Source organism: Mycobacterium sp. BK086 (genome assembly GCA_004362315.1).
In the GTDB taxonomy this organism is placed as follows: Bacteria; Actinomycetota; Actinomycetes; order Mycobacteriales; family Mycobacteriaceae; genus Mycobacterium.
The window spans coordinates 171,303-193,272 of record SNWL01000007.1 but is presented as its reverse complement, the minus strand read 5'-3'; the positions used below and the strand labels follow the sequence as shown (position 1 = coordinate 193,272).

Annotated in this window: 23 protein-coding genes; 8 read left to right on the top strand and 15 right to left on the bottom strand. The window is 66.8% G+C overall.

The window, feature by feature from the left end:
* Nucleotides 1-3 precede the first annotated feature (3 nt).
* The 5 genes from EV580_RS24640 to EV580_RS24620 all read right to left on the bottom strand — a co-directional run bounded on the left by EV580_RS24640 (nucleotide 4) and on the right by EV580_RS24620 (nucleotide 4,500).
* Complete coding sequence (locus EV580_RS24640; RefSeq protein ID WP_133694462.1) at nucleotides 4-594, bottom strand: RDD family protein; 591 nt, start codon at nucleotides 592-594, stop codon at nucleotides 4-6.
* 10 nt (nucleotides 595-604) lie between these two features.
* The gene (locus EV580_RS24635; RefSeq protein ID WP_133694461.1) at nucleotides 605-1,177 is read right to left on the bottom strand and encodes an RDD family protein; all 573 of its coding nucleotides are present in this window, start codon (nucleotides 1,175-1,177) and stop codon (nucleotides 605-607) included.
* Between the two features lie 13 nt (nucleotides 1,178-1,190).
* Nucleotides 1,191-1,889, bottom strand: a complete 699-nt coding sequence (locus EV580_RS24630; RefSeq protein WP_133694459.1) for an RDD family protein — start codon at nucleotides 1,887-1,889, stop codon at nucleotides 1,191-1,193.
* A 148-nt stretch (nucleotides 1,890-2,037) separates the two neighbouring features.
* Nucleotides 2,038-3,432, bottom strand: coding sequence for a cystathionine beta-synthase (locus EV580_RS24625; protein ID WP_133694458.1), 1,395 nt, complete (start codon nucleotides 3,430-3,432; stop codon nucleotides 2,038-2,040).
* A 33-nt stretch (nucleotides 3,433-3,465) separates the two neighbouring features.
* Nucleotides 3,466-4,500, bottom strand: coding sequence for an alpha/beta hydrolase (locus EV580_RS24620; protein WP_133694457.1), 1,035 nt, complete (start codon nucleotides 4,498-4,500; stop codon nucleotides 3,466-3,468).
* Between the two features lie 190 nt (nucleotides 4,501-4,690).
* On the opposite strand from EV580_RS24620, the gene EV580_RS24615 reads away from it, so the two are divergent.
* Nucleotides 4,691-5,656 (top strand): SGNH/GDSL hydrolase family protein, encoded by a 966-nt coding sequence (locus tag EV580_RS24615; RefSeq protein ID WP_133694456.1) that lies wholly within the window; start codon nucleotides 4,691-4,693, stop codon nucleotides 5,654-5,656.
* Between the two features lie 56 nt (nucleotides 5,657-5,712).
* Complete coding sequence (locus tag EV580_RS24610) at nucleotides 5,713-6,930, top strand: acetyl-CoA C-acetyltransferase (RefSeq protein WP_133694455.1); 1,218 nt, start codon at nucleotides 5,713-5,715, stop codon at nucleotides 6,928-6,930.
* Between the two features lie 33 nt (nucleotides 6,931-6,963).
* Here EV580_RS24610 and EV580_RS24605 read toward each other — a convergent pair whose 3' ends face one another.
* Nucleotides 6,964-7,830, bottom strand: coding sequence for an endonuclease domain-containing protein (locus EV580_RS24605; RefSeq protein WP_133695014.1), 867 nt, complete (start codon nucleotides 7,828-7,830; stop codon nucleotides 6,964-6,966).
* A gap of 203 nt (nucleotides 7,831-8,033) precedes the next feature.
* A complete protein-coding gene (locus EV580_RS24600) occupies nucleotides 8,034-8,882 on the bottom strand; it encodes a Bax inhibitor-1/YccA family protein (RefSeq protein ID WP_133694454.1) in 849 nt (282 codons plus the stop codon).
* Between the two features lie 210 nt (nucleotides 8,883-9,092).
* On the opposite strand from EV580_RS24600, the gene EV580_RS24595 reads away from it, so the two are divergent.
* The 3 genes from EV580_RS24595 to EV580_RS24585 are packed head-to-tail and all read left to right on the top strand — an operon-like array spanning nucleotide 9,093 to nucleotide 12,657.
* Nucleotides 9,093-10,133, top strand: a complete 1,041-nt coding sequence (locus EV580_RS24595) for an enoyl-CoA hydratase/isomerase family protein (RefSeq protein ID WP_133694452.1) — start codon at nucleotides 9,093-9,095, stop codon at nucleotides 10,131-10,133.
* 7 nt (nucleotides 10,134-10,140) lie between these two features.
* Nucleotides 10,141-10,923 carry an enoyl-CoA hydratase gene (locus EV580_RS24590; RefSeq protein ID WP_133694450.1) on the top strand — a complete coding sequence of 261 codons (783 nt, stop codon included), beginning with the start codon at nucleotides 10,141-10,143 and terminating at the stop codon, nucleotides 10,921-10,923.
* Between the two features lie 9 nt (nucleotides 10,924-10,932).
* Nucleotides 10,933-12,657, top strand: coding sequence for an alpha/beta hydrolase (locus EV580_RS24585; protein ID WP_133694449.1), 1,725 nt, complete (start codon nucleotides 10,933-10,935; stop codon nucleotides 12,655-12,657).
* Here EV580_RS24585 and EV580_RS24580 read toward each other — a convergent pair.
* Nucleotides 12,569-13,033 (bottom strand): rhodanese-like domain-containing protein, encoded by a 465-nt coding sequence (locus EV580_RS24580; protein ID WP_133694447.1) that lies wholly within the window; start codon nucleotides 13,031-13,033, stop codon nucleotides 12,569-12,571. The genes EV580_RS24585 and EV580_RS24580 overlap by 89 nt on opposite strands.
* 4 nt (nucleotides 13,034-13,037) lie before the next feature.
* A complete protein-coding gene (locus tag EV580_RS24575; protein WP_133694445.1) occupies nucleotides 13,038-13,598 on the bottom strand; it encodes a cysteine dioxygenase in 561 nt (186 codons plus the stop codon).
* A gap of 116 nt (nucleotides 13,599-13,714) precedes the next feature.
* Between EV580_RS24575 and lpqV the strand changes: the two genes are divergently transcribed.
* The 3 genes from lpqV to EV580_RS24560 all read left to right on the top strand — a co-directional run bounded on the left by lpqV (nucleotide 13,715) and on the right by EV580_RS24560 (nucleotide 15,581).
* Nucleotides 13,715-14,146: a lipoprotein LpqV gene (lpqV, locus tag EV580_RS24570; RefSeq protein ID WP_133694443.1), complete on the top strand. Its 432-nt coding sequence runs from the start codon at nucleotides 13,715-13,717 to the stop codon at nucleotides 14,144-14,146.
* 141 nt (nucleotides 14,147-14,287) lie between these two features.
* Nucleotides 14,288-14,473, top strand: a complete 186-nt coding sequence (locus EV580_RS24565; protein WP_133694442.1) for a hypothetical protein — start codon at nucleotides 14,288-14,290, stop codon at nucleotides 14,471-14,473.
* 88 nt (nucleotides 14,474-14,561) lie between these two features.
* Nucleotides 14,562-15,581, top strand: coding sequence for a patatin-like phospholipase family protein (locus tag EV580_RS24560; protein WP_133694440.1), 1,020 nt, complete (start codon nucleotides 14,562-14,564; stop codon nucleotides 15,579-15,581).
* Here the strand turns inward: EV580_RS24560 and EV580_RS24555 are convergent.
* The 6 genes from EV580_RS24555 to EV580_RS24530 form a co-directional block, all read right to left on the bottom strand.
* Nucleotides 15,562-16,413 (bottom strand): patatin-like phospholipase family protein, encoded by an 852-nt coding sequence (locus EV580_RS24555; protein ID WP_183508269.1) that lies wholly within the window; start codon nucleotides 16,411-16,413, stop codon nucleotides 15,562-15,564. The two genes, EV580_RS24560 and EV580_RS24555, sit on opposite strands and share 20 nt — an antisense overlap.
* On the bottom strand, nucleotides 16,410-17,633 hold the full coding sequence (locus EV580_RS24550; RefSeq protein WP_133694439.1) for an ankyrin repeat domain-containing protein: 1,224 nt from the start codon (nucleotides 17,631-17,633) through the stop codon (nucleotides 16,410-16,412). Before EV580_RS24550 ends, EV580_RS24555 begins: the two co-directional genes overlap by 4 nt.
* A 155-nt stretch (nucleotides 17,634-17,788) precedes the next feature.
* Nucleotides 17,789-18,937, bottom strand: a complete 1,149-nt coding sequence (locus EV580_RS24545) for an aromatic ring-hydroxylating oxygenase subunit alpha (protein WP_133694437.1) — start codon at nucleotides 18,935-18,937, stop codon at nucleotides 17,789-17,791.
* A gap of 9 nt (nucleotides 18,938-18,946) precedes the next feature.
* Nucleotides 18,947-19,825: an ABC transporter permease gene (locus tag EV580_RS24540; protein ID WP_133694435.1), complete on the bottom strand. Its 879-nt coding sequence runs from the start codon at nucleotides 19,823-19,825 to the stop codon at nucleotides 18,947-18,949.
* On the bottom strand, nucleotides 19,822-20,727 hold the full coding sequence (locus EV580_RS24535; protein ID WP_133694433.1) for an ABC transporter permease: 906 nt from the start codon (nucleotides 20,725-20,727) through the stop codon (nucleotides 19,822-19,824). Before EV580_RS24535 ends, EV580_RS24540 begins: the two co-directional genes overlap by 4 nt.
* The gene (locus EV580_RS24530; RefSeq protein WP_133694432.1) at nucleotides 20,727-21,968 is read right to left on the bottom strand and encodes a polyamine ABC transporter substrate-binding protein; all 1,242 of its coding nucleotides are present in this window, start codon (nucleotides 21,966-21,968) and stop codon (nucleotides 20,727-20,729) included. Before EV580_RS24530 ends, EV580_RS24535 begins: the two co-directional genes overlap by 1 nt.
* Nucleotides 21,969-21,970 lie beyond the last annotated feature (2 nt).

Genomic DNA, 21,970 nt, shown 5'->3' with positions numbered 1-21,970 from the left:
CGGTCAGAGCGGCACGCAGATAGTCGACATGATTTTATCGGCGAGCGTCTGCCGCTTGGCATCCCACAGCGGGAAGAGATACCCGATGTAGCAGACGAGCGAGTCGACATAATGAGCGAGCTGGCGGACGAACGACATGCCGAATCCGATGGGCTGACCGGTCTTCTCGCTGATCACCTTGAACTTCAGCACCGACTTCCCGATGCTGGATCCGGTCTTGCCCTGCCGGTACAGGTTCCAGAGCCCGAACGCCACCATGCCGAGCACGCACAGCAAGAACACGATGACCCCGACGCCCGACGGCTCCGACGTGCACTTCGAGGTGTAGTCGTAGCTGCCCGACGAGATGCACCGCTGCTCACCGGTGGCGAAGAACATGACCATGCCGATGCCGTAGAGCACGAAGATCGGTATCGCGTCGATGAGCGAGGCGCCGACCCGGCTGATCCACGGGGTGTAGGCCTCCGTGGGCAGGACACCGACCACATTCGGGGGCGGGTACGAGTAGTAACCCTGCGGCGGCGGGTAATAGCCCGGCGGAGGTGGCGGGTACTCGCCGGGCGGCGGATATCCGCCCGGCGGTGGCTGCGTCATCGAGACCCGGCTACAGCGGCACGCAGACCGTCGACACGATCTTGTCGGCGATCGTCTGCCGCTTGGCGTCCCACAGCGGGAACAGGTAGCCGATGTAGCAGATGATGCCGTCGACGAAGTGGCAGATCTGGCGCACGATCGACATGACGAATCCGATGGGCTGACCGGTCTTTTCGCTGATGACCTTGAACTTCAGCACCGACTTGCCGATGGTCGACCCGGTCTTGCCCTGGCGGTATAGGTTCCAGAACGCGAACACCGCGGCGGCGGCGATGAAGGCGAACAGCACGATCATCCCGAGAGCCGACGGCTGCGACGTGCAGGAGACCCCGTAGTTGTTGTCCTCTGTGTTCGAAATGCAGTTGTTCTCACCGGTCGCGAACGCCACGATTTCGCCGATACCGACCAGGATGCCGGGGATCAGCCCGTCGATGATCCAGGCCCCGACCCGCTTGATCCACGGGGTGTAGGCCTCCTTGGGCAGCACCGCCGCGCCGGGTACCGGCGGTGGGTAATTGCCGGGCGGGGGCGGCGGATAGTTGCCCGGGGGCGGGTAGTTACCGGGCGGGGGCGGTTGCGTCATCGATGTCCTTGTCTTAAACGGGAAGGCAGACGGTCGACAAGATCTTGTCGGCCAGCGACTGCCGCTTGGAATCCCACAGCGGGAACAAGACGGCGACGAGCCAGACGATGCCGAAGCACAGGTAGGCGGCGACGTTGTAGAGCACCTCACGCACAATCGACAGCCAGAAACCGATTGGCTGCCCGGTCTTTTCGCTGACCACCTTGAACTTCATGATCGACTTGCCGATGCTGGAACCCGTCTTACCCTGGCGGTATCCCAGGTTCCAGATCACGAAGGCGTAGGCCAGCACGATCGAGAGGGCCAGCGCTGTCTGGCCGGTCGTGGAGGCGCCCGTCGCGCAGAACTCACCGAGGTTGTATTCGGAGGAATCGGTCACGCACGCCGTCTCCTGGGTGGCGGCCAGTACGCCGGCGCCGATCCCGGCGATGATGAACACCGGGATGTAGTCGATGATCCACGCGACGACGCGGGTGAACCACGGCGTGTACGCGCTCTGCGGCAACTGCGGGACCGGCTGACCGGGGGGCGGTGCGGCGTAGCCGGCGCCGGGAGGCGGCGGCGCATAGCCACCCTGCGGCGGAGGCGGCGGCGGGTAGCTTCCGGGCGGGGGCGGCGGGGTGTAGCCGCCACCGGGCGGCGGAAAACCTCCGGACGGCGGAGGCGGCGGGGGGTAGTTCCCCGGCGGGGGGCCCGGCGGTTGTTCAGTCATGGCACGCCTTCCACATCCGAGTGATCACCTGGGGTGAAGCGGCATAAATGTACCTGAGAAGTGCCTGCGCATCGCGTTAAAGCGGAATCTTCATCTAGCCGACATATCCGGCGTCAACGTCGGATGAATATTTGCACAAGCAACAATATTAGCGCCGGCGCGCCCCGTCGGAGAGGAAGCCGAGCAGATCGTGGCGGGTGATGACGCCGACGGGCTTGCCGTCCTCGACGACCATGAGCGCATCCCACTCCCGCAGCGATTTGGCGGCCGAACTGACCAGCTCCCCCGAGCCGATCAGCGGCAGCGGCTTGCCCATGTGGAGCGACACCGCGTCGGCGAGCTTGGCCCGACCCTCGAACACCGCCGACAGCAACTCGCGCTCGGACACGCTGCCTGCCACTTCACCGGCCATGACCGGGGGTTCGGCACCGACGACGGGCATCTGGGAGACGCCGTACTCGCGGAGGATGCCGATGGCGTCGCGCACGGTCTCCTGTGGATGGGTGTGGACCAGGTCGGGCAGCGCGCCGGACTTGCCGCGCAGCACGTCGCCGACAGTCGGCTCGACGACCGAGCCGTCCAGGCGGGAGCGCAGGAACCCGTACGACGACATCCACCCGTCGTTGAAGATCTTGGACAGATAGCCGCGCCCACCGTCGGGCAGCAGGACCACGACCAGCGAATCCGGACCCGCCTCCTGTGCCACCTTGAGCGCGGCGACCACCGCCATCCCGCACGAACCGCCGACCAACAAGGCCTCTTCGCGGGCCAGGCGCCGGGTCATGTCGAAGGAATCGGCGTCGGAGACCGCGATGATCTCGTCGGGTACCGACGGGTCGTAGGCGGCCGGCCAGAAGTCCTCGCCGACACCCTCGACCAGGTAGGGCCGACCGGTGCCGCCGGAGTACACCGAGCCCTCCGGGTCGGCGCCGATCACCTTCACCGTGCCGCCGGACACCTCTTTGAGGTACCGCCCGGCGCCGGTGATCGTGCCGCCGGTGCCGACGCCTGCGACGAAGTGGGTGACCTTGCCGTCGGTGTCGGCCCAGATCTCCGGACCGGTCGTCTCGTAGTGGCTGGCCGGCCCATTCGGGTTGGAGTACTGGTCGGGCTTCCAGGCACCGTCGATCTCGGTGACCAATCGGTTGGAGACGCTGTAGTAGCTGTCCGGATGGTCCGGTGCCACTGCCGTCGGGCAGACGACCACCTCGGCGCCGTAGGCGCGCAATACGTTCTGCTTGTCTTCGCTGACCTTGTCGGGGCACACAAAGATGCACTTGTAACCGCGGCGCTGCGCGACCAGAGCCAGCCCGACCCCGGTGTTGCCGGACGTGGGTTCGACGATCGTGCCCCCCGGCTTGAGCTCGCCGCTGGCCTCGGCGGCGTCGATCATCTTGGCGGCGATCCGGTCCTTGGCACTACCGCCGGGACTGACGTACTCGATCTTTGCGGCGACCAACCCCGAGCCCTCCGGAACGACGGAGTTCAGTTGGACCAGTGGGGTGTTGCCGATCAGCTCGCTGATGTGCGCCGCGATTCGCATGCCTACATCGTGTCAGGCCGAGCGCCGAACCGGTTAGCCGGTCGCTTCGCGGATGTACTCGCCGATCTGGCGCAGTGAGCGCTTGGCTTCCGGGATCAGCGGCGCCGCGAGCTGGAAGTCGTGGATCTGGCCCGGCCACACCCGCACTTCGGTGGGCACACCGGAGGCGGCGAGCCGCCGCGCGGCCAGCCGTGCGTCGTGCAGCAAGACCTCCGACCCCGACACATGGATCAGCGTGCGCGGAAGTCCCGGTTCGATGTGGTCGAGCGGTTCGTAGACGCCCTCGGGTTCACCGTCGACGATGTTCTTCGCGGCCGCCCGCGCGACCAACGCGACCAACGCGTCGAAAGCCTTGGGCGGGAACATCGCATCGGTGTGGCTGTTCGGGTGGGTGAGCTTCTGCTCCTGGTCGAGCTGCAGCAGCGGCGAGATGGCCACCAGCGCCGCGGGCTCTTCACCGAGCGCCTGCAGCCGCTGCGCCAGTGTGAGCGCCAGATAGCCGCCGGCGGAGTCGCCGGCCAGCACGATCTGATCGGGCTCGTAGCCGCGCATCCGCAGCCACTGGTAGGCGTCGAAGCAGTCGTCGACGGCATTGCCGATGGAGTGCTTGGGGATCAGCCGGTAATCGACGACCAGCACCGGCGAGTCGGCGAACTTCGACAGCGCGACCGAGATCCGGCTGTGCGAGTTCACGCCACAGGTCAGGAATGCGCCACCGTGCATGTAGAGCACGACGCGGCGATGCCCGTCCGCGGGCAGCACGCCGGGTGCGCGGACCAGCTGTGCCGACGCGTTCGGCAGCCCGACCGTGGCGCGGACCGTACCCGGGGTGGGCAGCAGCGCGCGGGCGACGAAGTCGACCAAGCCGAAGGGCCATGGCCAATGCGGGACGTGACTGAGGACGGCCAACGTGGGCCACATGGTGACGCGGGTGCCGATCGATACGAGCCTCGCGGCAACACTGGGGCCGCTCTCGACGACTTCGACCGGGGCGCCGTCACTTACCGGGTAACGCCGCGGACTTGCGCGATGCGGGGCCGAGGCCCGGACCTTGCTGGGTGCGGTCATCGTCAACACTCCCTACGCCAATGTAGATACGTGTCCCGGGCGGTCGAGCGAAGCCCGGTGACTTAGCTTGCCACGCGTATTACCTACAACAACTAACGATCTGATTTCTTACCGGATCTGATACCTCTCCGTAATCGCGGGGCCACCGTCGCGACCCGATTCACGCCCGAGCAGCACCTAAACTGGTCCCGTGGGCATACGCGCTCCGCGAAAGTCGACAGCGGCGTTGGCAGCAGCGGGAGTTCTGGCATCGACCGGCACCGCTGTGCTCGGTGCGCGCAGTTTGCTCAGCGGCCAGGCGGATCAAGTGCGCAATGTCATCCCCAAGTCCTGGGACGTGCCGCCGCGCGCCGACGGCGTCTACGCCCCCGGCGGCGGGCCGGTCCGCCGCTGGGAACGCGGTGTGCCGTACGACCTTCATCTGATGGTGTTCGGCGACTCGACGGCCACCGGCTACGGCTGTCGCACCGCCGACGAGGTGCCCGGGGTGTTGATCGCCCGGGGGGTTGCCGAGGAGTCCGGCAAGCTGATCCGGTTGTCCACCAAGGCAATCGTGGGGGCCACGTCGAAGGGCCTGTCCGGCCAGGTCGATGCCATGTTCGTGGCGGGCCCGCCGCCCGACGCGGCAGTGATCATGATCGGCGCCAACGACATCACCGCCCTCAACGGGCTGGCCGCGTCGGCGCGTCGGCTCGGCGCGGCCGTACAGCGCCTGCGCTCTTCGGGCGCGGTCGTCGTCGTCGGGACGTGCCCCGATTTCGGTGTCATCAAAGACATCCCGCAGCCGCTGCGGTTGACCGCCCGCTCGCGCGGGCTGCGGCTGGCGCGCGCGCAGGCGAACGCGGTGCGCGCCGCCGGTGGCGTCCCGGTGCCGCTGGCCGACCTGCTCGCACCGAACTTCCTGCAGGCGCCCGAGCTGATGTTCTCCGAAGACCGCTATCACCCGTCGGCGGCCGGATACGCGCTGGCCGCCAACCAGCTGCTGCCCGCCTTGTGCCACGCCCTCGGCGAGTGGACCGGGGCGACCGTTCCCGATCTGCCGTGGGCCACCCGCGCGGAAGTCCGGGCACTGACCGACCGGCTCGGACCGCTGATGCGGCTGCTCCGCAGGAGGACCACCGGGGTCCCCGCACCGATCGTGGTGACCGCGAGCTAGGTTCGTGTGCAGTCTCGCTGCACCCCAAGCTGCATACCTCACGAGGAGCCTGTCTCATGCCCGAAGCCGTCATTGTTTCCACTGCCCGCTCGCCGATCGGGCGCGCGCAGAAGGGGTCGCTGGTCAGCATCCGCCCCGACGATCTGGCCGCGCAGATGGTGCGCGCCGCCCTGGACAAGGTGCCCGCGCTGGATCCCCGCGAGATCGACGACCTGATCATGGGTTGCGGCCAGCCCGGCGGTGAGTCCGGCTTCAACATCGGCCGTGTCGTCGCCGTCGAACTGGGCTACGACTTCATGCCGGGCACCACGGTGAACCGCTACTGCTCCTCGTCGCTGCAGAGCACTCGGATGGCCTTCCACGCGATCAAGGCGGGCGAAGGCCATGCATTCATCTCCGCCGGGGTCGAGACCGTCTCGCAGTTCGGCAAGGGCAGTGCCGACGGCTGGCCGGACACCAAGAACTCGCTGTTCGGCGAGGCGCAGGAGCGGTCGACGGCGGCGTCCGCCGGTGCCGAGGAGTGGCACGACCCGCGCGAAGACGGCCTGATCCCGGACGTCTACATCGCGATGGGCCAGACCGCCGAGAACGTGGCGCTGCACACCGGCATCAGCCGCGAGGATCAGGACCACTGGGGTGTGCGGTCGCAGAACCGTGCCGAGGAAGCGATCAACAGCGGCTTCTTCGCGCGGGAGATCACGCCCGTCACGCTGCCGGACGGCACCGTCGTCAGCACCGACGACGGCCCGCGCGCCGGGACCACCTACGAGAAGATCAGCCAGCTCAAGCCGGTGTTCCGGCCCAACGGCACAATCACGGCCGGCAATGCCTGCCCGCTGAACGACGGCGCCGCCGCCGTCGTGATCATGTCCGACACCAAGGCCAAGGAACTGGGGCTGACCCCACTGGCCCGCATCGTGTCGACCGGGGTGTCCGGGCTGTCGCCGGAGATCATGGGCTTGGGCCCGATCGAGGCCGTCAAGAAGGCGCTGGCGCAGGCGAAGATGTCGATTTCCGACATCGACCTGTACGAGATCAACGAGGCGTTCGCGGTCCAGGTGCTCGGCTCTGCGCGGGCGCTGGGCATGGACGAGGACAAGCTCAATGTCTCCGGCGGCGCGATCGCGCTGGGGCACCCGTTCGGCATGACGGGCGCGCGGATCACGGCCACGCTGTTGAACAACCTGCAGACCCACGACAAGACGTTCGGCATCGAGACGATGTGCGTCGGCGGCGGCCAGGGCATGGCGATGGTGGTCGAGCGGCTCTCGTAGCTTCCGCATCGAGTGTGCGTGCAGATCCGTGAATCACGCGATTCTTCGCTCTGTACGCACACTCGATGACCATGCGCGGTCGAGTCGTCGCAGGATCTCGGTTCGGTGCATGCCGGCGACCACGCGGATCACGATCCAGCCCAGTTCGGCCAACACTTCGTGCCGAACGATGTCGTGGCGGGCCTGCTCTGGATCGCTGCGATGATGCGCGCCGTCGTACTCAACAGCGATCATCGCGTCCTCCCAGCCCATATCGAGGAAGTACCGCGGAAAACCGTCGCCGCAGTCGATCGGTATCTGCGTGCGCGGGCGGGGATATTTCGCGTCGATGACCAATAGCCGCAACCACGTCTCCTGTGGCGATTGCGCACCTGGATCATGCAGTGCCAGTGCGGCATTCAGCCTGCGGACATGTCGCGAACCCGGGTGCCGCCGCATCACCTCAAGTACTTCTTCCTGACTGAATCCACTTGCGCGGCCCAGTGCGTCAAGCCTGCCGACAGCGTCGTTTCTGGCCAACCAACGGCCCAGGTCGAAGGCGGTACGAGCGGGCGTGGTTACTGGCATACCGGCGATCAGCACACGCTCTTCAGGAGAGAGAGCATCGCGATGCGTCATGATGCCGCGCGGGGCACGCGGATTGGCATGGTTGAGATCGATGGCCGCGTCGTCGTGAACCCACTTGGCTCCGTGCAGGGCCGACGCCGCGACGCCGCTGACGATCCCCTGTTGACCAGACCATAGCCACGCGGCCTCAGTCCGCTGTCGCAACGTCGGGACTGTGCCGTCGTTGGGCAAGTAAACGTCTGGGAAAACGGCGCGGTAGCTGTTGCGGAGTCGGTATTTGTTCACGACGTCGCCGTTGGCGAGCGCACGACTGCCGACAAAGGGCCTCTCCATCCGGCCAGAGTCGAAGGTGTCTCTGACCCCGATGGACTCGCGAAGGCAGGGTTCGACGGACCGTGTGGATGCGCGCCAGGCTGTGGATTGCGTCGAGTGTGCGTGCAGATCGCCAAACCGCACGATTTTTGGATCTGCACGCACACTCGACGCAAAAACAAAGCCCCGGCCTGCGAAGGCCGGGGCTTTGTTCGTGAAGACAGCTAGCGCTGCTGGAAGTACGACAGCAGTCGCAGGATCTCGATGTAGAGCCAGACCAGCGTCACGGTCAGGCCGAGGGCCACGCCCCAGGCCGCCTTCTCCGGAGCACCGGCGCGGATCATCTGGTCCGCGGCGTCGAAGTCGATCAGGAAGCTGAACGCCGCGAGCGCGATGACGAACAGCGAGAAGATGATGGCCACCGGGCCGCCGCTGCGCAGGCCGAGGCCCTCGCCACCACCGACACCGAACATCGCCAACACGAAGTTGCCGAGCATCAGCACCAGCACGCCGACCATCGCAGCGACGATCATGCGGGTGAACTTCGGGGTCACCCGGATGGCGCCGGTCTTGTAGACGACGAGCATGCCGAAGAACACGCCGATGGTGCCCAGCACCGCCTGGCTGATCATCACGCCGGCGTTGGCACCGGACACGACGACGTTGGCGAAGACGAACGAGATGGCGCCGACGAACAGGCCCTCGAGCGCCGCGTAGCTGAGCACGATGGCCGGGTTGTCCTGCTTACGGCCGAACGTGGCGATCAGCACCAGGACCAGGCCGCCGAGTCCACCGATCAGGGTGAGCGGCATGGCCAGCGCGAGGTTCGCCGACACGATGAAGTAGGAGATGACGGCGACCACGGACAGCACACCGAGGGTGATGCCGGTCTTGGTGACGACGTCGTCGATCGTCATGGGCCGCGAGACGCCGGTCTGCGGCTGGTAGGCGCCCACGTAAGGGTCAGCCTGGTATGCCACCTGCTGGGCACCGGCGACACCGGTGCCGAATTGTGCGTATCCGCCCTGCTGCCTGGGCAGCGAACGAAATACCGGGTTGCTGGTCTCCCGCACCGTCGGAATCCTCTCCTGGAAGTCGCGTAACGCACCGTCAACGAACGGCGTCTGGAACCGGTTCCCAGGAAGTCCACAACTTTTTTCCCGGCGTGTCCGGCGTTACAAAGCCTGACCTTACCTGTGGACGGTATCCGGCGGGTCACGAACTTTCGTCGACTGGTAAAACTAGGACATCCAACCTTTTACCGACGGAAGGACCTCGCTGCCGTGACGGCTGAATCCGACGAAGTCGTGACCTATATCGAGGGCGGCATCGGCTTCCTGACGCTCAACCGGCCCAAGGCCATCAACTCGCTGACCCACAACATGGTCACGATCATCGCCAAGGCGATCACCGACTGGGCGAATGACGACGACGTGCGCGCGGTGATCCTCGCCGGCGCCGGCGAGCGCGGCCTGTGCGCCGGCGGCGACGTGGTGGCGATCTATCACAGCGCCCGCGCCGACGGTTCCGAAGCCCGCCAGTTCTGGCTCGACGAATACCGGCTCAACGCGCAGATCGCGGAATACCCGAAGCCCTACGTCTCGATCATGGACGGCATCGTGATGGGTGGTGGCGTCGGCGTCGCCGCGCACGGAAGCGTCCGCGTGGTCACCGACACCTCGAAGATCGCCATGCCGGAGGTCGGTATCGGTTTCATCCCCGACGTCGGCGGCACCTATCTGCTGTCTCGCGCCCCCGGCGGGCTCGGACTGCACGCCGCGTTGACCGGCGCCCCGTTCTCCGCGGCCGATGCCATCGCGCTCGGATTCGCCGACCACTACATCCCGCATGTGCAGCTCGAGGGATTCGTGGCGGCGATCGTCGCCGACGGCGTGGACGCGGCAGTCAAGGCCTTCGCCGCCGATCCCCCACCGAGTCACCTTGTGGCCCAGCGGGATTGGATCGACGAATGCTACGCGGGCGAGAGCATCGCCGATATCATCGCCGCCCTGCGCGGTCACGACAACGAGGAAGCCCAGAAGGCCGCCGAGCTGATCGCCTCGCGTTCCCCCATCGCGGCGTCCGTCACGCTCGCATCGGTGCGCCGCGCAGCCGACCTCGCGACGCTGGAAGACGTTCTGGTGCAGGAGTACCGGGTGTCCTCGGCGTCGCTCGACTCCCACGACCTCGTGGAGGGTATCCGCGCGCAGCTCGTGGACAAGGATCGCAACCCCACGTGGGACCCGCCGTCGCTGGCAGCGGTGACCGACGAGGATGTGGAACAGTACTTCGCGCCGGCAGACCCGGACCTGACCTTCAAGTGAGGACATGATGAGCCCCGAGAACTTTGAAACCATTCTGGTCGACCGCGACGAGCGGGTCGGCACCATCACGCTCAACCGCCCCCAGGCGCTCAACGCCCTCAACAGCCAGGTGATGGTCGAGGTCACCACGGCCGCCGCCGAATTCGATGCCGATCCCGGTATCGGCGCCATCGTCATCACCGGCAGCGCCAAGGCGTTCGCGGCCGGCGCCGACATCAAGGAGATGGCGACGCTGTCGTTCTCCGAGGTGTTCGACGCCGACTTCTTCGCAGCCTGGGGCAAGCTCGCCGCGATTCGCACGCCCACCATCGCGGCGGTGGCGGGTTACGCCCTCGGCGGCGGCTGCGAGCTGGCGATGATGTGCGACGTGCTGATCGCCGCAGATACCGCGAAGTTCGGCCAGCCCGAGATCAAGTTGGGCGTGCTGCCGGGCATGGGCGGCTCGCAACGCCTGACCCGTGCGATCGGCAAGGCCAAGGCGATGGACCTGATCCTGACCGGCCGCACGATCGACGCCGCCGAGGCCGAGCGCAGCGGACTGGTGTCGCGGGTGGTGCCGGCCGATGACCTGCTCACCGAGGCCAAGGCGGTCGCGACGACGATCTCGCAGATGTCGCGCTCGGCCGCGCGGATGGCCAAGGAAGCGGTCAACCGCGCCTTCGAGTCCACCCTCACCGAAGGCCTGCTCTACGAGCGCCGCCTGTTCCATTCCGCCTTCGCCACCGACGACCAGACCGAGGGCATGGCGGCCTTCACCGAGAAGCGCACTCCGAACTTCACGCACCGCTAAGGTGCTGTCGTGAGCGAAGCCGAGCCGGAGCAGTCCGAACCCACCGACTCGGCGGTCGCTACCGAGCAGCCACCTACACCGGAGCCCGAAACCGCCCCCCGCCAGGACTGGTGGCAGCGGCATTACACCTTCACCGGAACCGCAGTGGCACTGCTGTTCCTGTGGCTGTCGCTGACCCCGTCGCTGCTGCCGCGCGGGCCGCTGTTCCAAGGGCTGGTCTCCGGCGCCGCCGGCGCCATCGGTTATGCCCTCGGGGTATTCGCAGTCTGGGTCGTCCAGTTCATGCTGTCGCGGGACAACAGTCCGCACGCGCCGCGGTGGGCCTGGCCGGTGCTTGTTGTGGTCGGCATCATCGGCCTGGTTTTCGCGATCTACTACTTCCACGTCTGGCAAGACCAGGTGCGCGACCTGATGGGCGTGCCGCGGCTCACCTGGTACAACTACCCGCAGGCAGCCATCATCGGCGTGATCGTCCTGTTCGTCTTCGTCGAAATCGGCCAGCTGGTAGGCAAACTCGTCAGGTACCTGGTTCGGCAGCTCAATCGCTTTGCGCCGCCGCGTATCTCAGCCGTCGTGGTGATGGCGATCCTGCTGAGCGTGACCATCGCCGTGCTCAACGGCGTCGTGATCAGGGGCGGAATGAGCTTCCTGAACAGTACTTTCGCCTCGGTGAACGACGAGATGGATCCCGACAATCCAGCACCGACCACGTCGCTGCGCTCGGGCGGGCCCGGCTCACTGGTCCCGTGGAACACCGTCGGGCATCAGGGCCGGGTGTTCGTCGCCGGTGGTCCCACCGTCGAGCAGCTGACGAAATTCAACGGGGCACCCGCGGTGGAACCGATCCGCGCCTACGCCGGCAAGAACTCCGCCGACGGAATCAAGGCGGCCGCCGCGCTTGCCGCGCGTGAACTGGAGCGGACCGGTGGATTCCAGCGCAAGGTGATCGCGGTCGCGACGACGACGGGCACCGGCTGGATCAACGAGGCCGAAGCCTCCGCTCTGGAGTACATGTACAACGGCGACACCGCGATCGTGAGCATGCAGTACTCGTTCCTCCCGAGCTGGTTGTCGTTCCTGGTGGACAAGGAGAACGCCCGCCAGGCCGGTCAAGCACTGTTCGAGGCGGTCGACGCGCGACTGCGCGAGATGCCCGAAGCGAAGCGGCCCAAAATCGTGGTGTTCGGCGAGAGCCTGGGCAGCTTCGGCGGTGAGGCGCCGTTCCTGAGCCCGAACAACATCATCGCCCGCACCGACGGCGCTCTGTTCTCCGGTCCGACGTTCAACAACACGATGTGGGACGACGTCACGGTCAATCGCGACGATGACTCCCCGATGTGGCTGCCGATCTACGACCAGGGCGAGAACATCCGATTCGCCGCGCGCCCGGACAATTTGGGCCGCCCCGAGAAATCATGGGGCTACCCGCGGATCGTCTACCTGCAGCACGCGTCGGATCCGATCACCTGGTGGAACCCCAATCTGCTGTTCACCGAACCGGATTGGCTGCGCGAGCCGCGCGGCTACGACGTGTCACCGGACATGGACTGGATCCCGATCGTGACGTTCCTTCAGGTGTCCGCGGACATGGCGGTCGCCGTCGACGTGCCCGACGGGCACGGGCACCGCTATGTGCGCGACGTGGTCAACGCGTGGGCAGGGATCCTGCAGCCGCCGGGGTGGACGGCCGAGAAGACCGATCGTCTGCGGGGAATCGTTCAAGCGCCGGAGTGAGTTCCGCGAGCACGCCTGCCTCGACCAGTGCCTCGTAACCACCGATGACGTCGGTGGCCCGATGCAGACCGAGGTCCAGTAAGGAGACCGCCGCCAGGCTCGAGGTGTAGCCCTGCGAGCACAGCACCACCCACTCCACGTCGTGGTCTTTCGCTTGCGGCAGCCGGGCGTCGCTGGTGGGATCGCAGCGCCACTCCAGCACATTGCGTTCGATCACCAACGCTGCTGTCGTCTCCCCTTCGACAGCGCGCTGGGCCGCGGGGCGAATGTCGACGAGAATCGCACCGCGGCGCAGCGCCGCGGGGACGTCACTGGCTTCCAAGCGGTGCAGCCGCTCCCGGGCGACAGTCAGAATGCGATCGATACGGCTGGTCATCGGGTCACGATCCTTCGGGTTCGTCGGTCAGCTCCGTGCGCGTGCGGCGCAGCGTGTTGCGTTCGGTCACTTCGTAATACGACATCGCCGACAGCGGCGGCGAGTAGGCGTGCACGCTCAGCGTCGTCGCGGCGGGCGTCGTCGCGACCGGCGCACGGACCACGTCGTGCACCCAGCCCAGCGGAAACGCGGCCTGATCCCCTGCGTCGAGGCGACGGCGATGCAGACGCTCACCGTCCCAACGATATTCGTGCAGGGCACCGGAGAGCACGGTGAGCGCACCCAGCGAACCGCCATGGTCGTGCAGTTCGGTGAAATGGCCAGGCACCCAGCTGATCAGCCAGACGTCGAGCTCGTCGTCGGCATACAGCCGGGTGAACCACCGCTCGTCGGCCGGCGGCCCCCCGGCGGGCAACAGGTCGTTGAACCGACCGCGCAGCACCTCATCGGCGTACTGGTCGGTGGCATGCAACAGGTCAGGCAGCCGCAGGCGGGTCGGCGCCGAGACGGCTGGAGCGGTGGAGGGAAATGTGGCAAGGGAAAGGGCAGCGCCCGAATACGGCATGACGAGGAACTTTCAGCAGATTGCAGGGTCAAAGCGGGGGTCGGCTTGCGCCTAACAACACTCCCGAGACCTGGTGCGCTCCGTCATGGCCGCCAGTGTTGCATAGATTGGAATCCATGCGCTGGCACCGAAGTCGCTCCCTGTTCGCCGCAGTGGCGAGTGTCGCGGCTGTGGCCGCGTGCTCGTCGGGGGGTGGCGGGCACAGCACACCGGCGACGCCGGCCCCGTCGAGCAGTGTGCAGAAGTCCGGCGAGACGGCCTCACCCTCGGGCACCAGCGCGATGTCCCCCGACGGGGTGACCACCCAGATTGACGTGCCCGCAGAATCGACCGAAGAACAATATGGGCAGGCCTGCATGGCTACCAAGGCGTGGATGGAAGCCAAGGGCGGCGATCCGGCTGCCTTGGTCGAGCCCTTCCTCAAGGAGCTGCAGGGCAACGCGCCGCCCGGTCCCCCGACGTTCAACAAGACGTGGGGCGAGTTGTCGACGGCCCAGCAGGCCGCGGTGATCATCGCGGTCCGCGCGGCCGCCGAGGGCGGCTGCTGAGCGTTGGAATCACGGCTAGCAAAAGTCACCCCGACGACGAGTTCCTGCCAGCCGCCAGTCAGTTCCTGCCAATGGAATTAATTGCCTGACCTCGCGGTTTACTCCCTTGTAACTGGAGAAACTCGAAAAGAAGGCAGCAAAATGACCAAGTTCGCAGTCGCCACCCTGCTGGGGTCAGCGATGAGCGCGGTCGTCATCGGCCTGGCCGCTCCCGCGGCCGCCGCCCCTAGCGGGTCCGGTGACACCCGCAACACCACATTCGATTCGCTGGGATACACGGTGGGCAGCGACAAGCTCGGCACCATCGACGCAGTCCAGCGCGACTAACCGGAGCGCGACGACGCGCACCGACGACGGAAGGGCATCCCGCAAGGGGTGCCCTTCCCCGTTGGGACGCAGTGAGCAGAATGGAGCAATGGTCGAACAATCCCCGACTGGCCGGGCCGCACTGGCGCTGGGCAGCGGCGGCGCCCGGGGGTATGCGCATATCGGCGTGATCGACGAACTCCGCAACCGCGGCTACGACATCGTCGGTGTCGCAGGCTCGTCGATGGGCGCATTGGTCGGCGGCCTGCACGCCGGCGGGTCTCTCGACGAATTCGCGGACTGGGCCAAGACTTTGACCCAGCGGGCCGTTCTGCGCCTGCTCGACCCGTCGATCACCGCCGCGGGGGTCCTGCGCGCCGAGAAGATCCTCGACACGGTGCGTGACATGCTCGGCGACGCCACCATCGAGGACCTGCCGATCCCCTACACCGCGGTGGCCACCGACCTGATCGCGGGCAAATCGGTGTGGCTCCAGCGCGGGCCGGTCGACGCGGCGATCCGGGCCTCGATCGCCATCCCCGGCGTCATCGTCCCGCACGTGCTCAACGGCCGACTGCTCGCCGACGGCGGAATCCTCGACCCGCTGCCGATGGCGCCGATCTCCGCGGTCAAGGCCGACGTCACCATCGCGGTCAGCCTCTCGGGCCCAGCGCCCGCCGACGAGGGCACCCCGGCCGATCCCGGGGCCGCCCCCACCACCGAATGGCTCGGCCGGCTGCTGCGCAGCACATCAGGCCTGCTCGACACCAACACCGCGCGCTCCATCTTGGACACCCCCGCGGCTCGCTCGATGCTGAGCCGGTTCGGCACCAGCTCGGACGCCGAGGAGGCTGAGAACCCTCTCGAGGATCCCCAGCCGATTCCCAAGCTGGGCAGCTTTGCGGTGATGAACCGCACCATCGACATCGCCCAGGCCGCGTTGGCCCGCCATCAGATGGCGGCCTACCCGCCCGACCTCCTGATCGAGGTGCCCCGAACCGCTTGCCGCAGTTTGGAATTCCACCGCGCCGCCGAGATGATCGATCTCGGTCGCGAACTGGCCGCCAAAGCGCTGGACGGCTACCGCAACACCGGACCGGAGATCATCATCACGCCAGAAACTCCGTGACCGCCGCCGCCACCCGACGGCCCTGGTCGCGCCCGGCGATCGCCGATGGCCGGCGGCAGCGCGGATCGAGCAGGTTCGGGCCGAAAGCCGCCAGCGACGCGTCGTCGGCGAAAACGGCGAATGTCCGTGCGCCGAAGGCCGCGATCTCGGCCGCGGTGCCGCTGCTGAACGGCGACGGGGTGGATTCACTGGCCGGCACCAGCACCACGGCCGTCGCACAGTCCTCGGCCACCGCCGTATGCACCGAACTGCTGACCCCACCGTCCATGTAGCGTCGGCCACCGATGGTCACCGGCGGCCAGGTCCCGGGCACCGCGCAACTGGCGGCCACCGCGTCGACCAGGTCGACCCCGGACGACGAGTCGAACACCCGCAGGTCCCCGGTCGCGGTGTCGATCGCGGTAATCCGCAGTTCCTGCGCGGGCCAGTCGTGCGAGGGCAGCCGGCCTTCGATGACTTTCCGGCGGGCAGCCTCGGTGACGGTCGGTGCGTTCAGGGCGACGGTCCCGATGCGCTGCAATTTCTCCTTGACCTCGCCCGGCTGCGCCACCGCGGACAGGAACAGCGCGGTGATCGCATCGAAGTCGGCACCGGATTCGATTTCCGACGACGTGTCGCCGGTCTGGATATCGAAGAGCTCCTCCAGCGAGAGCGGGCTGCTGATCTGGGCGGCGACGGTGGACCCGGCCGAGGTTCCGACCAGGACGTCGGAGGCCAGCAGCGCCCGCGCGGTGTCGGGGGCTTCGTCGGCGATTCCGCGCAGGATGCCGGTCTCCCAGCCGATCCCGGCAAGTCCGCCGCCGGCCAGGATGAGGGCTCGTTTCGTCGTCACAGCGTGCGAGTCTGCCAGCCGTCCAGATAGGCGGCGGCCTCGGTCTGGTACGCGTGCTGTGCCCAGCCCAGCGGTGTCGTGCCATAGCGGAGGTCGACGACGCGGGGGTCGGCGCCGGCGTCCAGGAGCCGGCGGATCAGGTCCAGGTCGCCGCTCCACGCCGCGTGGTGCAGGGGCGTGGCCCCCTCGTGGTCGCGCGCGTTCGGATCTCTGGGTAACGCTTGCTCGACCAGTTCGGCGTTCGAGACGTCGATGCCATGGCGGGCGAGCAGGGCCAGCCGGTCGCCGAATCCGTGTTCGGCAGCCCAGTCGATCTGGCGTCGCCACATCTGCTCGCGGGTTTCCATCGCCTCGCCCAGGCGCTGCTCCCACGGGCTGGGGCCCGCGTCGGCGAGGCCGTGTTCGAAGAGCAGGTGCAGATGCGAATCGTCGGCGCGGAACATCCGGTTGTAGAGCGTCTGCTGGTCGACGGGATGCGCGCCGCGCTGCAGTAAGAGCCGGGCCAACGCCGGCGCGAACGGGTGCCGCGGTTGACGGCCGGGGCCCTGTTCGCCTTCGCCGAACACCCCGGTGAGCGCGGTGAACGGAGTCGACATGCCCCGCCACAGATAACCGGAGTTGGGATCGGCGCCGGCGTCGAGCAATGCGACCGCTGCCGTCACGACGTCATCTTCGTTGCGCAGCAACGGAACCCGTGAATAGCACAGATACATCAGCGGAACCCACCCGAACGGGCCACCCGCAGTGGTCGCCAGCCCGGGCCGGGCCTTGAGGTGACGGGCCAGCGCCACTGGATCCGCAGCCGAGGCGGCCGCCCACACATGATGTTGCGGCACAGCAGGATTCGCCTGCAACAGATCGGCGGCCGCCTGCCAGCGCGGCGGGGCGTCGGTCTCGTCATAGCGCAGCGACGACAGCGCGCAGAAGTGGTCGGCCGGCACCAACGCATCCTCGTCGACTCGGCCCGGATCCACCGAGAGTTGATCGGCGATCGACAGGTACTCGACGAGTGCCGGCCAGCCACTGAACCCATAGCGACGGGCGATCGCGAGTTGCGCGTCGTGCAGCCGAAAGCGCTGCAGCGCAAGGTCGGGGCGGGGGTGATGACGGCGGATCGCGTCGAGCGCTTCGGGATCGTTCGCCAGAACGCCGCGCTGCAGAGTGCGCGCATCAGTGCGCAGCCGGTCGAGTGACGGATTATCGGGCAGGGCGCTGGCCATGGCGGCCTCCTCTCACATGCCCTGCGTCCGCGAGGCCGGGCCGAGAAGGAGGTCGGTCAGGTGTCAGTCGTGAAGAGCAGGGAGGCTGAGCCTCTTCGAGCGGACGTCGGGCGGTCCTGCGCGCCCGACCCGGACGCTACCAGCTCTTCGGCTGTTCAGCGAGACCCGCTGTAGGCCCGGGCAACCCGGGTCACGAACTGGTAGACACCGTCCTCGTCGGGAGCCAGCGGTCCGGGGCGGGCATGCGGGGAACTCAGCCCGCGCTGCACCGACTCACACGCCGTCCAGTCCTGCCGGTTGGTCAGATCCCAGAAATCCACCGCGTACGACGGGTCGAAATCGGGCTTGTCCAACGCCTCTTTCGGGAACGCCCAAGCGCATTCGACGTGCGTGCGGTCCACCGCCAACGGCGTCATCAGGTGCGTCATGACGTAGTCGGGGTGCAGGCTCACCAGCAAGTTGGGGAATCCGACCAGGTACATCACGGTGCGAAGTTCCTGCTCGGACAGGCCCTTGATCGCGACGCCACCGCTGCGCCCACTGAGCGACATGGTCTCGGCCTCGTCGATCATGCCCATCCAGCCGCCGATCCAGTCGCCGGGCAAGTCGAGATTCTCGCCGCTGGTGGGCGGGCTGATCTTGGAGAGCTCGGGATGGATCGTCGAACAGTGGTAGCACTCCTGGTAGTTCTCGACGATCACCTTCCAGTTGGTTGCCAGCTCGTAGGAGTGCCGAGCCACCACGGTCAGGTCTTCCGGCCGATAGGGACCGATGACGTCTTCCATGCCGGCGACGTGGGAGTCGAAATCGACATCGCTACCGCTGGGGTCGACGAACAGGTACCCGTGCCAGTCCACCAGCCGCAGCTCGGCCAGACCGAACTGCCCGGCATCGAACCCTTCGGCAGCGTCGAAGGTTGGCGCCCTGCGCAATTCACCGTTGAGCTTGTAGGACCAGGAGTGGTACGGACATACGATGCCGCGCCGTTTGGCGGTGGCGCCGCACGCCAGCATCTCGTGTCCGCGATGACGGCACACGTTGGCGAAGGCACGCACTGTGTCGTCCTCGCCGCGCACCAGCAGGATGCCGTCAGCACCCGAGCCCACGGCCTTCTGGGCGCCGACACCGTCGAGGTCGCTCGCGTGACCCACGCAGTGCCAGCCGGAGAAGATGTTGTGCTTCTCCCATTCGAATACCTCGGCGTTGACGTAGGCCTCCCGCGGCAGCATCCGGGACTGCCCGAACGGCGCGAGGGACAGGGCGAGATCGTCGGCAGGCACCGGCGCCGGAGTCTGTTTGAACATACAGTCAGCCTATGCCTCGCCTGCGAACGCGGCAATCCCACCGCGCGTACGGTCGTCGCCGCGAGTCATGCGGCGGTACACCAGATATCCGACGGTCACCGCGACCAGCGCGGCCAACAGCAGCAGGGTGGCCAGCGCGTTGAGCGCCGGGGTCGGCGCCGCACGGGCGGTGTTGTAGATCTTCACCGATACCGGCTCGGTGGAGGCGTTGCCGGACAGGTAGCGCACCAACACGAAGTCGTCGATGACGTCGGCGAACACCAGCACCGTGCTGGCGAAGATCGCCGGGAACAACATCGGCACCGTCACCCGTCGCAGCGCCTCCATCGGCGACGCCCCCAAATCCATTGCGGCCTCTTCATATTGGTTGCCGATCGTGGCGAGTCGGGCCCGCACGAGGACCGCCGGATAGGCGATCTGAAACGTCACCAGGCCGATCACCTGTGCGGAGGTGCCCAGCCCGATCGGCAGCGCTAACGATGTCATCACGAACAGCAGTGCGACGGCCAGCAGCACCTCGGGAACCACGAACGACACCAGCATCAACAGGTTGGCGCCGGCGGGCAGCCGCCCCCGCCAGCGGTCGATTCCGATCGCGAACAGCACGCCCAACGGCACCGTGATCAGAGTGGTGATCACGCCGAGCTTGAGGGTCTGCAGGAGCGCGGTGTGCAGCGAGGCGTCGTGCCACACCGATTTGGTCGCATCGCCCCAGTACCAGCGGAACGAGAAACCCTGCCAATTGGTCCGCGACCTGCCGTCGTTGAACGAGAAGATCACCGCGATCAGCACCGGCAGCAGCGACCAGATCAGGTAACCGGCGGTGACCGCCTGCAGAATCCGCGGCGGCCGCCACGGGTCCTTCCACCAGGCGACCGGCCCCCTCATGTCGACACCTCGCCGCGCGCGGTCACCCGCACGTAGTAGAACATCGGCACCACGGTCACGATCAACACCAGCATCACGAACGCGCCCGCCTGCCCGGTCTGCCCTGGCGACTGCACGCTGTCGTTGATGAGGTTGCCCACCATCGCCGTCTTCGGCGAGGCCGACAGCATGTCGGAGGTGAAGTAGTCACCGAGCATCGGCAGGCAGGTCAGCAGGACACCGGCCACGATCGTGGGCCGGCACATCGGCAACGTCACCCGCCAGAACGACTCGATCCGGTTGGCCCCCAAATCGCGAGCGGCCTCCAGCGTCGACTGCGGCAGCCGGTCGAGGCCCGCGTAGAGCGGCAGGATCATGTACGGCACATAGCCGTACACCAGCCCGAGCACCACCACCACAGGCTGGCCGGTCAACCAGTGCACGTTGACGTCGAACAGTCCGCCGAGACTGAACAGCCGATTGACCATGCCGTCGTCCTGAAGCAGGTTGACCCAGGCCAGCATTCGCATCATGTAGCTGATCCAGAACGGTGCGATCAACGCGGCGAGCAGCACGCCGGCCCAGCGTCCCGACAGCCGCGCCGTGTAGTAGGCCACCGGGAACGCGATCAGCAGGCACAGCACACTGGCCAGGACGACGTAGACCGCGGTGCGCAGCAGGGCGGGCCCGAACACGCCGTTGTCGCCCACGATGTGGGTAAGGACATAGGTGAACTGAGAAGGGTTCCACTCCAACGGGTTCCACACCGGGATCGGGGTGCGGAAGATCGGATCGATCTGGCCGAACACGATGGCCAGCACCACATAGAGCGGGGCGAGGAAGAACACCGCCAACCACACGACACCGGGCATGGCCAGCAGCGGCCACAGCCCACTGTTGCGTGTCGGCTTTTTCTGAAGCACTATCCCCCGGCTTTGAAGGCGCGCCAGACATTGTGCCAGGCAGCGTCATTGGTGGCGTCGAGCTCGAGCAGACGGTATCCGACGTCGAAGTACTCCGGCCGCACGATCGCGCTCTTCAGGTTCTCCGGGACCAGCCCGTCGGAAACCAGGGCATCCGGATTGAGCGAGACCTGCGGCGGCTGGTAACCGATCTGCTGGAAATTCTGCTTGGCCACCTCGGTTTCGAGCATGTGGTTGAGGAACAGGTGCCCCAGCACCGGATTCTTGCCGCCGCGCAGCAGGACGATCAGATCGTTGTCGACCAGTCCCTTGCCGTCGGACGGGAACCAGTAGCGCAGGATCTCCGGTCCGGTGCCCTCCGGCAGGTAGTTGACGGCGTTGATGACGTCGCCGGACCACATCTGTGACAAGCCGATCTGGCCGGCGGGCAGGTCGCTGTACATCGTGACAGTGACCTTCGGCGACGTCGCCTTCACGAGCTCGGTCAGCTGATCGCCGAGCTTCTTCAGGTCGTCGGCCGACGAGGTGTTGACATCGGTGATGCCCAGCTTCAGCAGGACCATCGCCATCGCGGTGTGCCAGTCGTCGATGACCGCGGTCTTGTTCTTGTAGGCCGGATCCCACAGCGCCTCATAGGGATTCTTGAGTGCGCCGATATCGGCGGGCACCTGGTCGGTGCGCCAGCCGAGGCCGGTGGTGTACACGGTGTAGGGCACCGTGAACCGCCACTCCTGGTCGTACCAGGGGTTCGAGAAGACCGGCCAGACATTGGTGATGTTGCCGATGTAGCTGTGGTTGAGCGGACGTACCAGGCCACCATTGACCAGTCGGCTGATCTGGTCGTAGCTGGGGAAGTAGATGTCGTAGTCGACGTTGCCGCCGCGAATCTTGGTGATGGCTTCATCGGTGTCGTTGAACGTCGACACCTGCACCTTGGTCGAATACTTGTCCTCGAACGACTTGATCGCATCAGGCGCGATGTAGTCGGCATAGCTGTACAGCTGGAGCGTGGCACCCTTTTCCGGGGCCAGCCCGTCGGCGATCGGCTTGTTGTCGCTCGGGATATCCCACTTCACCGGATTCTGTGGGGATGCGATTTTGAGTGTCGGTGCCGAACTCGACTGTCCGCCTTTGGAACACGCATCGAGGAATGCCACGAGCGCGGGGGTTCCAGCCGCCAATAGGGCGGCCCGCTGCAAGAACTGTCGACGATTCGGGCCGGGTCCTGTCGGTGCTGGCATCC

Excerpts from the sequence above, each read along its gene's own strand:
- EV580_RS24640 (WP_133694462.1), bottom strand. The coding sequence starts at position 594 with ATGACGCAGCCACCGCCGGGCGGATATCCGCCGCCCGGCGAGTACCCG.
- EV580_RS24635 (WP_133694461.1), bottom strand. The coding sequence starts at position 1,177 with ATGACGCAACCGCCCCCGCCCGGTAACTACCCGCCCCCGGGCAACTAT.
- EV580_RS24630 (WP_133694459.1), bottom strand. The coding sequence starts at position 1,889 with ATGACTGAACAACCGCCGGGCCCCCCGCCGGGGAACTACCCCCCGCCG.
- EV580_RS24625 (WP_133694458.1), bottom strand. The coding sequence starts at position 3,432 with ATGCGAATCGCGGCGCACATCAGCGAGCTGATCGGCAACACCCCACTG.
- EV580_RS24620 (WP_133694457.1), bottom strand. The coding sequence starts at position 4,500 with ATGACCGCACCCAGCAAGGTCCGGGCCTCGGCCCCGCATCGCGCAAGT.
- EV580_RS24610 (WP_133694455.1), top strand. The coding sequence starts at position 5,713 with ATGCCCGAAGCCGTCATTGTTTCCACTGCCCGCTCGCCGATCGGGCGC.
- EV580_RS24605 (WP_133695014.1), bottom strand. The coding sequence starts at position 7,830 with ATGGAGAGGCCCTTTGTCGGCAGTCGTGCGCTCGCCAACGGCGACGTC.
- EV580_RS24590 (WP_133694450.1), top strand. The coding sequence starts at position 10,141 with ATGAGCCCCGAGAACTTTGAAACCATTCTGGTCGACCGCGACGAGCGG.
- EV580_RS24580 (WP_133694447.1), bottom strand. The coding sequence starts at position 13,033 with ATGACCAGCCGTATCGATCGCATTCTGACTGTCGCCCGGGAGCGGCTG.
- EV580_RS24575 (WP_133694445.1), bottom strand. The coding sequence starts at position 13,598 with ATGCCGTATTCGGGCGCTGCCCTTTCCCTTGCCACATTTCCCTCCACC.
- lpqV (WP_133694443.1), top strand. The coding sequence starts at position 13,715 with ATGCGCTGGCACCGAAGTCGCTCCCTGTTCGCCGCAGTGGCGAGTGTC.
- EV580_RS24565 (WP_133694442.1), top strand. The coding sequence starts at position 14,288 with ATGACCAAGTTCGCAGTCGCCACCCTGCTGGGGTCAGCGATGAGCGCG.
- EV580_RS24560 (WP_133694440.1), top strand. The coding sequence starts at position 14,562 with ATGGTCGAACAATCCCCGACTGGCCGGGCCGCACTGGCGCTGGGCAGC.
- EV580_RS24550 (WP_133694439.1), bottom strand. The coding sequence starts at position 17,633 with ATGGCCAGCGCCCTGCCCGATAATCCGTCACTCGACCGGCTGCGCACT.
- EV580_RS24545 (WP_133694437.1), bottom strand. The coding sequence starts at position 18,937 with ATGTTCAAACAGACTCCGGCGCCGGTGCCTGCCGACGATCTCGCCCTG.
- EV580_RS24540 (WP_133694435.1), bottom strand. The coding sequence starts at position 19,825 with ATGAGGGGGCCGGTCGCCTGGTGGAAGGACCCGTGGCGGCCGCCGCGG.
- EV580_RS24530 (WP_133694432.1), bottom strand. The coding sequence starts at position 21,968 with ATGCCAGCACCGACAGGACCCGGCCCGAATCGTCGACAGTTCTTGCAG.